The following is a 14,978-nucleotide window of genomic DNA, read 5'->3' as shown; positions in this document are numbered from 1 at the left end:
TTGTAGAAGCCGCGGTCCGCCGCGGCATGCGCTACAGACTGAAGATCTTCCCCGGATTGAGGATGTTCTTCGGGTCCAGCGCCTTCTTCAGCGTGCGCATCATCGCCACCGCGCCTTCGCCGGCCTCGTCGATCAGGAAGCCCATCTTGTGCAGCCCGATGCCGTGCTCGCCGGTGCAGGTGCCGCCCATCGCGATGGCGCGCGACACCAGGTTGTGGCTCAGCTGCTCGGCGCGCAGGCGCTCGTCGGGGTCGTGCGGATCGATCAGGTAGCCGAAGTGGAAGTTGCCGTCGCCCACGTGGCCCACCAGGAAGTAGGGGATGCCGCTGGCGTCCACCTCGTCCACCGAGGCCAGCAGGCAGTCGGCCAGGCGCGAGATCGGCACGCAGGTGTCGGTGGTCACCGCGCGGCAGCCGGGGCGCGACTGCACGGCCGCGAAGTAGGCGTTGTGCCGCGCCGTCCACAGCCGGGTGCGCTCCTCCGGCGTCGTGGCCCATTCGAAGTCGTTGCCGCCCATCTCGCTGGCGATGGCCTGCACCGTCTCGGCCTGCTCCTGCACGCCGGCGGGCGAGCCGTGGAACTCCATCAGCAGCATCGGCTGCTCGCGCAGGCTCAGCTTGGAATGCGCATTGACCATGCGCACCGAGTTCACGTCGATCAGCTCCACCCGCGCGATCGGCACGCCCAGCTGGATGACCTGGATGGTGGTGTGCACCGCCGCCTCGATGCTCGGGAAGGAGCAGATGGCGGCCGAGACCGCCTCGGGCAGCGGATAGATGCGCAGCGTGATTTCGGTGGCGATGCCCAGCGTGCCTTCGCTGCCGACGATCAGCCGCGTGAGGTCGTAGCCGGCCGAGGACTTGCGGGCGCGCGTGCCGGTGCGGATCGTCTCGCCTCTGGCCGTCACCACCTCCAGCGCCAGCACGTTCTCGCGCATGGTGCCGTAGCGCACGGCATTCGTGCCGCTGGCGCGCGTGGCGGTCATGCCGCCGATGGAAGCATCCGCCCCCGGGTCGATGGGAAAGAAGAGGCCGCTGGAACGCAACTCCTCATTGAGTTGCCGGCGGGTCACGCCCGGCTGCACGGTCACGGTGAGGTCCTCGGCATTCACCGCCAGCACCTGGTTCATGCGCGACAGGTCGATGCTGATGCCGCCCTGCACGGCCAGCAGGTGGCCTTCCAGCGAAGAGCCCACGCCGAAGGGGATCACGGGCACGTCCGCGTCCGAAGCGAGCTTCACCGCATCGGCCACGTCGCGCGTGCTTTCGGCAAAGACGACGGCCGCGGGCGGCGGCACGTCGAAGGGCGACTCGTCGCGCCCATGCTGCTCGCGCACGGCCATCGCCGTGGAACATTGCGTGCCGAAGCGCTCGCGTAGCGCGGCCAGCAGCGACTCGGGCACCGGGCGCGGTGCCACGGCGGGATGCAGGCGGGCGAGGTCGGCGGGGGCGTTCATGGGGTGTCTCCTTCAGGCGGCCGGGCGTATGCCGGCGCGGGTCTACCATTCTAGGAACCGCAGTCAAGGAAGGATTCCGCATGGGCAACCGCCTCACCCAGATCGCCACCCGCACCGGCGACGACGGCAGCACCGGCCTGGGTGACAACACCCGCGTCTCCAAGGGCCACCTGCGCGTGCATGCCATGGGCGACGTGGACGAGCTTAATTCCCACATCGGCCTGTTGCTCTGCGAGCCGCTGCCCGCCGACGTGCGCGAGCTGCTGGTCGATGTGCAGCACCAGCTCTTCAACCTTGGCGGCGAACTGGCCATGCCTGGCTACACGCTGCTCAAGGACGAGGCGCTGCTGCAGCTGGACCAGGCGCTGGAGACACACAACGCCGCGCTGCCGCGCCTGGCCGAGTTCATCCTGCCGGCCGGCACGCGCGCCGCATCGCAGGCCCATGTGTGCCGCACCGTGGCGCGCAGGGCCGAGCGCGCCATCGTCGCGCTGGGTGCCGTGGAGGTGGTCAACGATGCGCCGCGGCGCTACCTCAACCGGCTGTCGGACCTGCTCTTCGTGCTGGCCCGGGTGCTCAACCGCATGGATGGCGGCGACGACGTCTACTGGAAGAGCGAGCGCATGGCACGCGCGGCGCAGGACGCGTCGGCCTCCGGCGACTGACAGCGCCGCATGCGCCTGCGCCACATCGAGGTCTTCAATGCCGTGATGCTCACCGGCAGCGTGAGCGCGGCGGCGCGGCTGATCAACGTCACGCAGCCGGCGGTCAGCCGCACCCTGCAGCATGCCGAGCTGCAGCTGGGCTTCGCGCTGTTCCGGCGTGCCAAGGGGCGGCTCATTCCCACGGCCGAGGCGCAGGCGCTGTATCCGCGCATCGAGCGGCTGTTCGCGCAGCTCGACGAGGTGCAGCGCCTGGCCAGCCAGCTGCGCCATGGCGGCGAAGTGGCGGGCGAGTTGCGCATCCTGGCGGTGATGGCGCTGACCCACGAGGTGCTGCCGAGGGCGCTGGTCGCCTTCCGCGCCCGGCATCCGGCGGTCGCGATCCGCGTGGAGGCCCTGCACACGCCGCAGATCGTCTCGGCCCTGCTGCTGCGCGAGGCGGACATCGGCTTCGCCTTCAGTGCGCTGCCACATGCGGGCCTGGTGAACGAGCCGGTGGCCGACAGCCGCATGGTCTGCGTGGCGCCGCGCGGCCTGCTGCCGGCGACGTTGGTGAAGGCGGGCCGGCTCTCGCTGCCCGATCTGGCCGACGTGCCTGTGATCGCGCTGGATGGCCGCGACCCGCTGGGCCTGGGCGTGGCCCAGGCCTGCCGCGAGGCCGGCGTCGGCCTGCAGGCGGTGGTCACGGTGCAGACCTACCACGCGGCGCTGGCCATGGCCCACCACGGCCTGGGCGCGGCGCTGGTGGACGGCTGCACGGCGCTGTCGGCCGACTCGGCCAAGGTCGACCGCCTGGCGCTGGCGCCGGCCTTGCCGGTGCCGGTGCGCGTGCTGCGGGCCGAGCAGGCCGGCGAGTCGGTGCCCATGCGCACGCTGCTCGCGTGTGTAAGACAAGTCCTGACGGCGTCCACCCCGGAATTGGGATAAAAAGCGAACGGTCGTTCGCATCGTCGGCTCCGCCCCGGAGCCGACCCGGGGACGGCACGCATCCCTCATCCAAAGGACTCTTCCATGCAGAGACAACAACGACTCCTCCAGACTCTGACCCTCGCCGCCCTGGGCGGCCTGGCCACCACCCCGGCGCTGGCCCAGCAGGCGGGCGACTGGGTCATGGGCGCCGGCTGGCTCCATTTCTCCCCGCGCGACTCCAGCAAGCCGCTGACGGTGACCTCGCCCATTCCCAGCGTGGTACCGGGCTCCGGCGCCGGTGTCAGCAGTGCCGACACCCTGGGGCTGAGCGCCGTCTACTTCATCGACCCGAACTGGGCCGTGGAAGGCGTGCTCGGCGTGCCGCCCAAGTTCAAGCTCAATGGCGAAGGCACGCTGGCGCGGGTCGGCCAGCTGGGCGAGGCGCGGCAATGGAGTCCCACGATCCTGGGCAAGTACTACTTCGGCAACGGCAACGACGCCTTCCGGCCCTTCGTCGGCGCAGGGGGCACCTATGTCTGGTACAGCGACGTGAGCCTGACGCCGGGCCTGCAGAGCGCGGTCGGCGGCCTGGCCGGCCGGCCGCCGCTGAGCACCGTGACCTCGGCCAAGCTCGACAGCTCTTTCGCGCCGGTGTTCAACGTGGGCGCGGCCTGGCAGTTCGACCGGCACTGGGGCATCTCGCTGTCGGTCTCGTACATCCCGCTCAAGACCAAGGCGACGCTGACCACCACCACGGCGACCGGCCTGCCGCTGCTCACCAGCGAGGCGCGGCTCAAGCTGAACCCCGTGGTGACCTACCTGTCGGCCACCTACCGCTTCTGACGCAGCCCAGGGGCGTGCGCAGGCCTGCGTCGTGCCCGCGGACGGGCGTGCCGGCGCCGTTCCCGTGGTTCCTTCAGGCCGGTACCAGGGCCGTGTCGGCCGCCAGCCGGTGCGCCACCTGGCGCGCCGTGCCGAAGGCCAACGTGAAGCCCAGCGCGCCATGGCCGACGTTGAACAGCACGTTGGCCGGTGCGCGCCCGGCATGGCCCACCAGCGGCAGTCCGCTGGGCGTGGCCGGCCGTAGGCCCGCCCAGGGCTGCGGGTCGGCGCCCTGCACCGCGGCATGCGGAAACACGGTCTGCGTGGCCGCCTGCAGCGTGGCGATGCGCGCGGGCGGGATGCGCAGGTCCTCGCCCACCAGCTCCGCCATGCCGGCCACGCGCAGCCGCTGGCCGATGCGCGCGAACACCGTCTTGCGCGTCGTGTCCGTCACGCTCACCACCGGCGCGGCGCCGGGCGTGTCGTGCACCGGCAGCGTGATGCTGTAGCCCTTGAGCGGGTAGACCGGCAAATAGGCGCCCAGCATGCGGCCGAAGCGCGCCGCGGCGGTGCCGACGGCGACCACGAAGGCATCGGCGGCGATGGCGCCTTGCTCGCGCGTGCGCACCGCCCTGGCACGGCCACGCGAGGCTTCGAAGCCCTGCACCTCGGCCGTGACCAACTGCACCCCGCGCGCCTGCAGCGCCGCAGCGAGCGCCTGGCACACCTTCAGGCAATCGGCCACACACTCGCTCGCGGTGTAGACCGCGCCGGCGAAGCGGCCGCGATAGCCGGCGAGGGCGGGCTCCAGCGCGACGGCCTCGTCCGGCGTCACCACGCGCTGCGCCGCGCCGCCCAGCGATTGCTGCAGCGCCACCTGCCGACGTGCCGCCTCCACGCCCGCGGCACTGCCGTAGAGCACCAGCTTGCCGGCCTCGGCAAAGTCGCAGTCGGGTTGAAGCTGCGCGCGCATGGCCTCGAAGCCCTCGCGGCTCGCAGCGGCCAGCTGCAGCAGGGCCTGCGTCGTGCGTGCCGCGCTGCGGTCGTTGCAGGCCGCCATGAAGCCCAGTCCCCAGCGCCACTGCTGCGGGTCCAGCTGGGGGCGCAGCTTCAGCGGTGAATCGGCCGAGAACATCAGATGCGGCAACTGGCCCCAGATGGAGGCATCGGCCAGCGGCGCCACATAGGAGTAGCTCAGCTGCGCGCCATTGCCGCTGCTGGTGCCGCTTCCGGGCGCTGCACGGTCCAGCACCGTCACGGTATGGCCTTGGGCCTGGAGTTCCCACGCGGTGGCCAGGCCGACGATGCCGGCGCCGAGGATGCAGATGTGCATGGTGGTGTGCGGACGGAAGAGAGGGGACGCGGAAGAGGGCGGCGGGCTGGCCCGTCAGGGTGAACCCGCACTCTACGGAGCGTGCCTGCGCGCCGCCAATGCCAAAGCCATCCAGGGCCATGCCGCGAGCTCATGGGGCGCGGCGCGCATCCATAAGCTTTGGGCATGGCCGGCCGCGAAAAAACCATGAGCGGCGGCCCGGTCCTGCGGCCACACTGGCCGGCGCCTTGCTTGGGTCCCTGACGAGTCCGTCTTCTTCCGTCGTGCTCGCTTCCTTCACACGCATCTTCGACAGAAAGGTTTCCATGAAGCTTTCCCCCCTCATGACCGCCGCCCTGCTGGGCATCGCCAGCCTGCAGGCCGCCCAGGCCCAGGGCCAGGACACGCTGGCCAAGATCGACAAGGACAACAAGATCACCCTGGCCTACCGCGAGTCCTCGGTGCCCTTCAGCTACCTGGAAGCGCCCGGCAAGCCCATCGGCTTCGCGGTGGAACTGAGCAATGCCGTGGTGGCCGAGGTCAAGAAGCAGCTCAACAAGCCCAACCTGGAAGTGGCGCTGATGCCCGTCACCTCGCAGAACCGCATCCCGCTGCTGACCAACGGCACCATCGACCTGGAGTGCGGCTCCACCACCAACAACACCGCCCGCGGCAAGGACGTGGCCTTCGCCATCAACCACTTCTACACCGGCACCCGCGCGCTGGTGAAGAAGAGTTCCAACATCAAGGACTGGGCCGACCTCAAGGGCAAGAAGGTGGCCATCACCACCGGCACCACCAACATGCTGGTCGTGCGCAAGTACAACGAGGAGAAGAAGCTGGACCTGGACATCATCGGCACCAAGGACCATGCCGATGCGCTGCTGCTGGTCGAGAGCGATCGCGCCGCGGCTTTCCCGATGGACGACATCCTGCTCTTCGGCTTGAAGGCCAACGCCAAGGATCCGGCCAGCCTGGAGGTGGTGGGCGAGGCGCTGCAGGTGGAGCCCTATGCCTGCATGCTGCGCAAGGACGATCCGAAGTTCAAGGCGCTGGTGGACGGCGTCTTCACCGGCCTCATGAAGTCGGGCGAGTTCGAGAAGATGTACGCCAAGTGGTTCATGGGCCCGATCCCGCCGAAGAACCAGGCCATCGGGCTGCCGATGAGCAAGGAGCTCAAGGACAACCTCAAGGCCTTGAGCGACAAGCCAGCGACATGAGCTCGCCCCCCAGGCTGCGCGGCACTGCGTGCCGCTTCGCCGACCCCCCTGCCGGGGGGCGCTCCCAGCGGCCCGGCAGAGCCGGTTCCGCGGGAGCCGCTGGCGTGGCCTGCTCCGCGGCCTCTCGTGCAGTCGTGGGGTCGAGGTTGTCGGCGAGCGGATGATCGTGCGTTCTCTACCAACCAAATAAAAGAGCCTCCCGCGGGAGGCTCTTTTCATGGGGTCAGAGGGTTGCAGACTCAGCGCTTCTTGTGCGCGTCCATGCCCTGGGCCAGCAACTGGCGGGCCTGTTCCACGTTTTCGTTGACGCGCTGGCGCACGATCTCGAAGGCTTCAGCCTGGGACTTCGCGGTGAGGTCGGCCAGTTCGCGGATGTCCTCCAGCGCCTGCTGGAAGCCGGCGCGGCCCATGCTGTCGATCTTGCCGAGCTGGGCCTTCATGTCCTGGCCGGGCATGGACTGCAACGTGTCGCGCCACTGCTCGATGGACTGCTTGAGCATCTCGGTCTGGCGCTGGACCACGCTCTGCAGGCCCTCGCGCGCCATCGAACTGGCCTTGACCATCGCCTCCATGTCCTTGCGGCCGTTCTCCAGCAGCAGGGCGGCGGTGCCGGTCACGTCCATGCCCTGCATGCGCTGGGCCATCTCCTGCAGCGACTTGGTCGCGGCCTCCTGCATGCCGGCCAGCGCGGCCATGGGATCGGGCAGCGGGCCGGCGCCGCCGGCGGACGTGGACGAGGAGGTCTTGCGGGTGGCCATCGGGCGTCTCTCCATGGAGTGTTGCGGGGAGCGGCCACGATAACCGCAGCCGCCGCGGGCGCAAAGCCCGGGCGTCAGCGGGCCGCGGGCGTGGAGCCGGCGGTCGGCAGGTCCGGCAGCTCGATCTTGACCTCGAGCACTTCCAGTGCGTCCTGCTTCTCCAGGTGCACCTTGATGTCCTCGGCCTTGATCGACACGTACTTGGAGATCACCTCCAGCAGTTCGCGCTGCAACTGCGGCAGGTAGTCGGGCCGGCGCGCGTTGATGCCGCGCTCGTGGGCCAGGATGATCTGCAGCCGTTCCTTGGCGACGGCCGCGGACTTCTTCTTCTCGCCCAGCAGGAAGGAGAGGAAGGACATGCGCCTTACCTCCCGAAGATTCGCTTGAAGAAGCCGGGCTTGGCCGCTTCGGTGAAACGCATGGGACGGTCTTCGCCGAGGAAGCGCGCCACCACGTCCAGGTAGGCCTGGGCCACGTCGCTCTCCTTGTCGTGCACCGCCGGGATGCCCTGGTTGGAGGCCTGCAGCACCGACTCCGACTCCGGGATCACGCCGATCAGCGGAATGCGCAGGATGTCCTGGATGTCCTCCAGCGACAGCATCTGGCCGTCGGCCACGCGGCTGGGGTTGTAGCGGGTGATGAGCAGATGCTCCTTGATCGGCTCGGCGCCGTCCTTGGCCCGCTTGGTCTTGGAGCTGAGCATGCCCAGGATGCGGTCGGAGTCGCGCACCGAGGACACCTCGGGGTTGGTCACCACCAGCGCCTCGTCGGCGAAGTGCATGGCCATCAGCGCGCCGGTCTCGATGCCGGCGGGCGAGTCGCACACGATGTAGTCGAAGTCCATCGTCTTGAGCTCTTCCAGCACGCGGCCCACGCCTTCCTGCGTCAGCGCTTCCTTGTCGCGCGTCTGCGAGGCGGCCAGCACGAACAGGTTGTCGCACAGCTTGTCCTTGATCAGGGCCTGCGTCAGGTTGGCCTCGCCCTGGATCACGTTGACGAAGTCGTACACCACGCGGCGCTCGCAACCCATGATCAGGTCCAGGTTGCGCAGGCCCACGTCGAAGTCGATCACGGCCGTCTTCTTGCCCGCGAGGGCCAGGCCCGACGAGAAGCTCGCGCTGGAGGTCGTCTTGCCGACGCCGCCCTTGCCCGAGGTCACCACCACGATCTTGGTCATTTGCCTGAATCCTTTTTTGACTGGTTCGCGCCGCTTGTTGCGCTGGGGAATGGGGGGTTTTTTGCGGGGAGCCATCAACCGGTGATGGCTTCCAGCAGAAGCTTGTCGTCCTGCAGGCGGATCTGCGCGGGCTTGCCGGCCACGTCGGGGGGCAGGGCCACTTCGGAGGTGCGGTAGACGCCGGCCACGGCCACCAGCTGCGCTTCGAGGCAGGTGGTGAAAATGCGCGCGCCGGTGTCGCCCCGCGCCCCGGCGATGGCCTTGCCGCGCAGCGGCGCGTACACATGCACATTGCCGTCGGCAATGACCTCGGCGCCGAAGCTCACCAGGCCGGTGACGATCACGTCGCCGCCGCGGGCATAGACCTGCTGGCCCGAGCGCAACGGCCGGTCGATCAGCAGCGTGCCACCTTGCGGCACCGGCACCTCGCGCACGATCTGCGGCGCGGGGCTGGGCGGCTCGGGCGGCCGTGCGGGGGCCGGGCCGGGCAGGGCCGCGATGGCCAGGCCCGCGGCGCGCGCCGCCTGGGCGTGGCGCGCATCGGCGCCGCGCACGGCCACGGGCTGGGTCTGGTGCCGCGCGAGGATGGTGCGCAGCTTCCTGAAGTCGATGCTGCGGGCGGCCTCGTCCTCGGGCAGCTGGGAGAGGTCGATCACCACCGGCTCCTGCTCGAAGAAATCGGGCGAATCGGCCAGCTGCGCGTCGAGCGCGGCCGTCAGCACGGACAGGTCGGCGGTCTTGAGGATCACGGCCACCAGGGGCAGCGTGGCGCTCTTGAATTCGAAAACCGCGCGTGCGCGTGCGGCGGAAGCATCGGCCATCGAGGGACGGTGGGGAGAAATGGAGGGTGAATGAAAAAAAGGTTTCGCCACACTGGCGAAACCTTCGAAGTCTAACGGCGCAGCACCGCCCGGCGGCGCCGCGAAGGGGCCCTCAATGTGACCGGGCGTTTGCGTTGCGGCCCAGCATGGCCCACAACAGCAGCGCCCCGAAGGTGGCGGTGCCGATGCCGCCCAGCGCGAACTGGCCGAACTTGAGCGTGAAGTCGCCCGTGCCCAGGATCAGCGTGATGGCGGCCACGATCAGGTTGCGGTTGTCCGCAAAGTCGACCCGGTTGTCGACCCAGATCTTGGCGCCGGCCACGGCGATCAGGCCGAACACCACGATCGACACGCCGCCCATCACCGGCAGCGGAATGGCCTGGATCAGCGCGCCGAACTTGGGGCTGAAGCCCAGCACCAGCGCGATCACGGCCGCCACCACGAACACGGCGGTGGAATAGATGCGCGTGGCGGCCATCACGCCGATGTTCTCGGCATAGGTGGTGACGCCCGTGCCGCCGGCCGCGCCGCTCACCATGGTGGCCAGGCCGTCGCCCATGAAGGCGCGGCCGATCAGCGGGTCGAGGTTGCGGCCGGTCATGGCCGTGACGGCCTTGAGGTGGCCCAGGTTCTCGGCCACCAGGATGATGGCCACCGGCGCGATCAGCAGCATGGCGCCCGTGTCGAAGCGCGGGCCGGTGAAGGCCGGCATGCCCACCCAGGCCGCGGCGGCCACGCCCGACAGGTCCAGCGGCTTGCCCATGCCCAGGCCATTCGCCAGCACGGCGTAGATCACGCTGGCCAGCAGCAGACCGGCCAGTATCAGCAGGCGCTGCAGCATGCCGCGCGCGAACACCGCCACCAGGCCCACGCACAGGAAGGTCATGGCCTGCATCCAGCTGTCGAAGTTGCCGGCCGCCATGTTCTTGATCGGCACGCTCGCCAGGTTGAGGCCGATCACCGCCACCACCGCGCCGGTAACCACCGGCGGCATGAAGCGCTCGATCCAGCCGGTGCCGATGGCCTGCACCAGCAGGCCGATGCCGAAGTACACCAGCCCGCAGACGATGATGCCGCCCAGCGCCACCGGCAGGTTGGCATTGGGCCCCTGACCGCCATAGCCGGTGGCGGCGATCACCACGCCGATGAAGGCGAAGCTCGAGCCCAGGTAGCTCGGCACGCGCCCGCCGGTGAGCAGGTAGAACATCAGCGTGCCCAGCCCACTCATCAGGATGGCCACGTTGGGGTTGAAGCCCATCAGGATGGGCGCCAGCACCGTGGCGCCGAACATGGCGATGACGTGCTGCACGCCCATGGCGCCGGTCTGCGGCCAGGACAGGCGCTCATCGGGCGCGACGACGGTGTTGCCCGTCATGGCGACTTCGCGCCACTGGAAAAGGCTCATGGGTTTCTCCTCGGGGTGTTTGTTGTTGGTTGTTCGGTGGGGGCGCGGCGCCGGCCGCTCAGCGCGGCTGCAGCACCGCCATGGTCAGGCGGGAGACGCAGGTCAGCTCGCCCTCGTCGTTGCGCAATTCGATCTGCCACACGTGGGTGCTGCGGCCGCGGTGCACCGGCCGGGCGGTGCCTGTGACCCAGCCCTTGGAGGCCGCGCGCAGGTGATTGGCATTGACGTCCAGCCCGACCGTGCGTTCGCCTTCGGGCACCGAGTAGTGCGCGCCGCAGGAGCCCAGCGTCTCAGCCAGCACCACCGACACGCCGCCGTGCAGGATGCCGTAGGGCTGGATGGTGCGGGCGTCCACCGGCACGCGGCCGACGATGTAGTCGTCGCCGATCTCCACGAACTCCAGGCCGATGTGGCCGCCCACGGTGCCCACATGGCTGCGGGTGAGTTCCTCGATCGAGATGGGTTTCTGCCAGATACGCATGGGTGTCTCCGTCGGCTGTCGGGTTGGATGAAAGAGCCGCGGAACTATAGCCAGCGCACCTCGGCGGTGCAGTCGCCTGCGGGTGGCCGCCGCCGGTGGCGGGCTTGCCATCGCCCGCGGCTCGCAGACGCGGCACGGTTCCTACCCCGTTCGCGGCGTGGTCCCACAGTCTGCGCCCGCGGACGCGCTAGGCTGGTCCGCCAGCCCGCACTGCGGGTTCTCTACACCCCATGGAACGAGGAGCCCCCATGAGCCAGGACGACAAGAACACCCAGCCCGACGCCTTTCGCTTTCCCACGGCCGCCGACCCGCAGGCGGCGGAGAAGGTGGCGCCGCCCGAGAAGCGCGAACCTGACGAGGACGCCCTGGACCAGGGCATTGCCGAGTCCTTCCCGGCCAGCGACCCGGTGTCGGTGACTGTTAGCCCACCGCCACGCAAGCGGGAGCAAGGCATGCGTCGGCCCGTCAAGGGGCTGGTCGTGTCCAAGTCCTTCGCGCTGATCGCCTCGGCGGCCATCGCAGGCCTGGCCATCGCCGCGATCAGCCGGCCCGTGGTGCGGCGCCGGCTGCATCTGCGCTGATCGTCTACTTGGCGGGCGCGCCCGGAATGCCCAGGCCGCGCACGACCGCAGGCCGTGCCACGAAGGCGTCCAGCACGCGCTGCACCTGCGCGAAGTCGCCGAAGCCCACCAGTTCGCGCGCCTCGTAGAAGCCCACCAGGTTGCGCACCCAGGGAAAGATCGCGATGTCGGCGATCGAATAGTTGCTGCCCAGCACCCAGTCCTTGCCCGCCAGGTGCTTGTCCAGCACGCCCAGCAGCCGCTTGGATTCGGCGACATAGCGGTCGCGCGGCCGCTTGTCCTCGTAGTCCTTGCCGGCGAACTTGTGAAAGAAGCCCAGCTGGCCAAACATGGGTCCGATGCCGCCCATCTGGAACATCAGCCATTGCAGTGCGTGATAGCGGCCGGGGGCGTCCTTGGGGATGAACTGGCCGGTCTTGTCGGCCAGGTAGACCAGGATCGCGCCCGACTCGAACAGCGCCAGCGGCTGGCCGTCCGGCCCGTTCGGGTCGAGGATGGCCGGGATCTTGTTGTTCGGGTTGAGCGACAGGAACTCGGGCGAGGTCTGGTCGTTGGCGCCGAAGTCCACGCGGTGCACCTCGTAGGGCAGGCCGCATTCCTCCAGCATGATTGACGCCTTCACGCCGTTGGGCGTGGGCAGCGAATAGAGCTGCAGCCGGTCCGGATGGGTGGCCGGCCACTTGCGGGTGATGGGGAAGGCGGAAAGGTCGTTGGACATGGGGAGTCGAAGTCTTGGGGAGCGAGCGCGCCAGCATGCCAGAAGGCCGGTTGCGGTGCCGGCATGGCTGCCAAAGCGCCCACGCGGCGACCTCCTGCCCGGCCCGCGCTGCAGGCGCTCAGGCCGCGGGCCGGAATCCGGGCAGGCGGTGCATGCGCCGCCGCAGCGCATCGATGAAGGCCGTGACGCGCGCGGGCCGATAGGCGCCCGGTGGCATGGCCACATGGATGCTCACCGGCTCCAGCCACCATCGCGGCAGCACGCGCCGGACGCGGCCTGCGTCGATATCCGCCTGGCACATCCAGGGCGCTGCGGCGCCGATGCCGTCGCCGTTCAGGATGGCGCGGTAGCTGGACAGCAGGCTGTCGGTGCGCAGCGGTGTGTCGATGGGGACCATCTGCGCCCGGCCGCTCCTGTCCAGCAGCCGCAGCGTGCCCATCACATGCGGCACCAGGCCCACGCAGGGCAGGGTGGGCAGGCGTGCCAGCGTGACGGGACCGGTTCGTGCCAGCAGGGCCGGACTGGCCACCAGCACACGCTCCATCGAACCCAGCGCACGACTGACCAGCCCGGGGTCGCGCACCTCGCCCACGCACACCCAGCATTCGGCACCTGACGCAGCGAGGTCCACCACGCGGTCGGTCAGCGTCAGCTCGACCCGCAGTTGCGGCCAGGCGGCGCGCAGGTCGGTCACGGCATCGGTGAGAAAGCCCGTGCCGTAGCCCGATGGCCCAATCACGCGCAGCGTGCCCTCCGGCCGGCTGCGGGCGCCGGAGATGCGCTCGGCCAGTCCAGCCCACCGGTCGGCCAGCGCGCGCGCCTCGGCCACCAGCTGCCGCCCTTCGTCGGTGAGCGAAAAGCTGGCCGTGGTGCGCAGGGCGAGCTTGCAGCCCAGCATGCGTTCCAGCTCCAGCAGGCGGCGGCTGGCGGTGGGCTGTGTGATGCCGAGCGTCCGGGCGGCCTTGCTGAGCGAGCCGGCCTCGGCCACACGCACGAAGGTGTCGAGCAGGTCGAGGCGGTCATGGATCGGCTTCATGCGGCGAGCGTATAGGACTTCATCGTTCCATGCGACTACTGCAATTGCCGGGCCCGCCTTATCGTGCGGCCCCATGAACCGCGCCGCCTCCGACATCGACCCGCTGCCTGCCAGCGCTGACCCGCAACCTGCCCGCCTGATCGGCGACACGCCGCGCGGCGGCTCCGTGCTCAGCTTCTACAGTCCCCGCGGCGCGGCGCGACCGCCGCGCGTGGGCCGGGGCGAGGGCGTCTGGCTCTGGGATGCGGATGGCCGCCGCTACCTCGACGCCACCGCCGGTGCCGTGGTCGCCAACATCGGCCATGGCAACCGGCATGTGATCGCGGCCATGCAGGCGCAGGCCGAGCGCGTGAGCTTCGCCTATCCGCGCTTCTTCGAAAGCGAGCACAACATCGCGCTGGCGGATCGGCTCTGTGCGCTGGCCGGGGAGGGCTTCGACCGGGCCTTCTTCGTCTCGGGTGGGTCGGAGGCCAACGAATCGGCCCTCAAGCTCGCGCGGCAGTACGCCGTGGTGACGGGCCAGGCGGGGCGCTGGAAGGTGATCTCGCGCGACCCCAGCTACCACGGCTCCACCCTGGGCGCGCTGGCCGTGACCGGGGACGCGCACACCCAGGCCATCTACGGTCCCATGGTCAAGCCCATGCCGAAGGTGCCGGCGCCGCTGAGCTATCGCCTGCCGGAAGGCCACACGGCCGAGAGCTACGCCATGGCCTGCGCCGACGCGCTGGAGCGCACCATCGAGCAGGAAGGTCCCCAGACCGTGCTGGCCTTCATCCTGGAGCCCATCGGAGGGCTTTCCACCGGCGCCGTGGTCTCGCCGGCCGCCTACTTCCAGCGGGTGCGGCAGATCTGCGACCGCCACGGCGTGCTGCTGATCTACGACGAGATCATGAGCGGCGCCGGCCGCACCGGCGAATTCCTCGCCGCGCACCACTGGCCGGGCGCCCGGCCCGACCTGGTGACGCTGGCCAAGGGCCTGGCGGCCGGCTACACGCCGCTGGGCTGCCTGCTGGCACCGGCGCGCATCGTGGACGCGGTGGCAGGCGCAGGCGGGTTCGTGCACGGCCATACCTACTTCACCAATCCGATGTCCTGCGCCATCGCCAACGCGGTGATGGACGAGGTCGAGCGCCTGGACCTCGTGGCGCGGGCCCGGGAGCGCGGTGTCGGCCTGCGCCGCCGCCTGGAGGCCGTCGCTGCGCGCTCGCCGCTCGTGGGCGATGTGCGCGGCCTGGGCCTGTTCAGCGCCATCGAGCTGGTGGCGGACAAGGCCACGCGGCGTGCGCTGCCCGCTGCATTCAATGCGCCGGCGCGGCTCACCGAACACGGCCTGCGCCACGGCATCGCGCTCTACAACCGCCGCGCCAACCTCGGGGCCTTCGGCGACTTCCAGATGATCACGCCCCCGCTGACCATCAGCGAGCCCGAACTCGACGAGCTGGCCGACCGCCTGAGCCGCGCCCTGGACGACCTGGCGGACGAAGTGGTCCGGCGCGGTCTCGCCTGAGCCCGGATCGGCCATCGACAACCCTACAACCAGCCGTCTCGCGCTCCTTGCAGGGACGGCGCCCTTGCCGGCCCCGGCTGCCAGCACGCCGACGGGCCGATCCCGCCTTTTCT

The 14,978-nt window shown here is 69.9% G+C and carries 16 protein-coding genes; 6 read left to right on the top strand and 10 right to left on the bottom strand.

From position 1 onward, the window contains the following. Positions 1 to 31: 31 nt before the first annotated feature. The gene (locus KBC94_RS02945) at positions 32 to 1,456 is read right to left on the bottom strand and encodes an FAD-linked oxidase C-terminal domain-containing protein (RefSeq protein WP_294366167.1); all 1,425 of its coding nucleotides are present in this window, start codon (positions 1,454 to 1,456) and stop codon (positions 32 to 34) included. Between the two features lie 80 nt (positions 1,457 to 1,536). On the opposite strand from KBC94_RS02945, the gene KBC94_RS02940 reads away from it, so the two are divergent. The 3 genes from KBC94_RS02940 to KBC94_RS02930 all read left to right on the top strand — a co-directional run bounded on the left by KBC94_RS02940 (position 1,537) and on the right by KBC94_RS02930 (position 3,870). Next, positions 1,537 to 2,121, top strand: coding sequence for a cob(I)yrinic acid a,c-diamide adenosyltransferase (locus tag KBC94_RS02940; RefSeq protein WP_294366164.1), 585 nt, complete (start codon positions 1,537 to 1,539; stop codon positions 2,119 to 2,121). Between the two features lie 9 nt (positions 2,122 to 2,130). Then, a complete protein-coding gene (locus KBC94_RS02935; protein WP_294366163.1) occupies positions 2,131 to 3,045 on the top strand; it encodes a LysR substrate-binding domain-containing protein in 915 nt (304 codons plus the stop codon). Positions 3,046 to 3,129: 84 nt separating this feature from the next. Then, positions 3,130 to 3,870, top strand: coding sequence for an OmpW family outer membrane protein (locus KBC94_RS02930; RefSeq protein ID WP_294366162.1), 741 nt, complete (start codon positions 3,130 to 3,132; stop codon positions 3,868 to 3,870). Between the two features lie 73 nt (positions 3,871 to 3,943). Here the strand turns inward: KBC94_RS02930 and KBC94_RS02925 are convergent, their stop codons facing one another. Then, a complete protein-coding gene (locus tag KBC94_RS02925; protein WP_294366161.1) occupies positions 3,944 to 5,182 on the bottom strand; it encodes a D-amino acid dehydrogenase in 1,239 nt (412 codons plus the stop codon). A gap of 305 nt (positions 5,183 to 5,487) precedes the next feature. Between KBC94_RS02925 and KBC94_RS02920 the strand changes: the two genes are divergently transcribed. After that, complete coding sequence (locus tag KBC94_RS02920) at positions 5,488 to 6,381, top strand: transporter substrate-binding domain-containing protein (RefSeq protein WP_294366160.1); 894 nt, start codon at positions 5,488 to 5,490, stop codon at positions 6,379 to 6,381. A 239-nt stretch (positions 6,382 to 6,620) separates the two neighbouring features. Here KBC94_RS02920 and phaP read toward each other — a convergent pair whose 3' ends face one another. The 6 genes from phaP to KBC94_RS02890 all read right to left on the bottom strand — a co-directional run bounded on the left by phaP (position 6,621) and on the right by KBC94_RS02890 (position 11,023). Further along, positions 6,621 to 7,139, bottom strand: coding sequence for a TIGR01841 family phasin (phaP, locus tag KBC94_RS02915; RefSeq protein WP_294366159.1), 519 nt, complete (start codon positions 7,137 to 7,139; stop codon positions 6,621 to 6,623). Positions 7,140 to 7,213: 74 nt separating this feature from the next. Continuing rightward, a complete protein-coding gene (minE, locus tag KBC94_RS02910; RefSeq protein WP_017759337.1) occupies positions 7,214 to 7,498 on the bottom strand; it encodes a cell division topological specificity factor MinE in 285 nt (94 codons plus the stop codon). Between the two features lie 5 nt (positions 7,499 to 7,503). Further along, positions 7,504 to 8,316 carry a septum site-determining protein MinD gene (minD, locus tag KBC94_RS02905; protein ID WP_294366158.1) on the bottom strand — a complete coding sequence of 271 codons (813 nt, stop codon included), beginning with the start codon at positions 8,314 to 8,316 and terminating at the stop codon, positions 7,504 to 7,506. Positions 8,317 to 8,390: 74 nt separating this feature from the next. Further along, on the bottom strand, positions 8,391 to 9,137 hold the full coding sequence (gene minC / locus KBC94_RS02900) for a septum site-determining protein MinC (protein WP_294366155.1): 747 nt from the start codon (positions 9,135 to 9,137) through the stop codon (positions 8,391 to 8,393). A 112-nt stretch (positions 9,138 to 9,249) separates the two neighbouring features. Further along, positions 9,250 to 10,542, bottom strand: coding sequence for a solute carrier family 23 protein (locus tag KBC94_RS02895; protein ID WP_294366153.1), 1,293 nt, complete (start codon positions 10,540 to 10,542; stop codon positions 9,250 to 9,252). A gap of 58 nt (positions 10,543 to 10,600) precedes the next feature. Then, positions 10,601 to 11,023 carry a hotdog fold thioesterase gene (locus KBC94_RS02890; RefSeq protein WP_076505104.1) on the bottom strand — a complete coding sequence of 141 codons (423 nt, stop codon included), beginning with the start codon at positions 11,021 to 11,023 and terminating at the stop codon, positions 10,601 to 10,603. Between the two features lie 248 nt (positions 11,024 to 11,271). Between KBC94_RS02890 and KBC94_RS02885 the strand changes: the two genes are divergently transcribed. Next, on the top strand, positions 11,272 to 11,604 hold the full coding sequence (locus KBC94_RS02885; RefSeq protein WP_294366149.1) for a hypothetical protein: 333 nt from the start codon (positions 11,272 to 11,274) through the stop codon (positions 11,602 to 11,604). Between the two features lie 4 nt (positions 11,605 to 11,608). Here KBC94_RS02885 and KBC94_RS02880 read toward each other — a convergent pair whose 3' ends face one another. Together KBC94_RS02880 and KBC94_RS02875 are read right to left on the bottom strand one after the other, a co-directional pair. Then, entirely contained in the window at positions 11,609 to 12,322 is a 714-nt protein-coding gene (locus tag KBC94_RS02880) for a glutathione S-transferase N-terminal domain-containing protein (protein ID WP_294366147.1), read from the bottom strand. A 118-nt stretch (positions 12,323 to 12,440) separates the two neighbouring features. Further along, positions 12,441 to 13,358 carry a LysR family transcriptional regulator gene (locus tag KBC94_RS02875; RefSeq protein ID WP_294366145.1) on the bottom strand — a complete coding sequence of 306 codons (918 nt, stop codon included), beginning with the start codon at positions 13,356 to 13,358 and terminating at the stop codon, positions 12,441 to 12,443. A gap of 73 nt (positions 13,359 to 13,431) precedes the next feature. Here KBC94_RS02875 and KBC94_RS02870 point away from each other — a divergent pair, with 73 nt between their 5' ends. Beyond that, complete coding sequence (locus KBC94_RS02870) at positions 13,432 to 14,865, top strand: aspartate aminotransferase family protein (protein ID WP_294366143.1); 1,434 nt, start codon at positions 13,432 to 13,434, stop codon at positions 14,863 to 14,865. Positions 14,866 to 14,978 lie beyond the last annotated feature (113 nt).

It is taken from the genome of Pseudacidovorax sp. (assembly GCF_017991995.1).
In the GTDB taxonomy this organism is placed as follows: Bacteria; Pseudomonadota; Gammaproteobacteria; order Burkholderiales; family Burkholderiaceae_C; genus Xenophilus.
The sequence above is the reverse complement of the archived record's forward strand: the minus strand, read 5'-3'. Positions and strand labels throughout refer to the sequence as shown.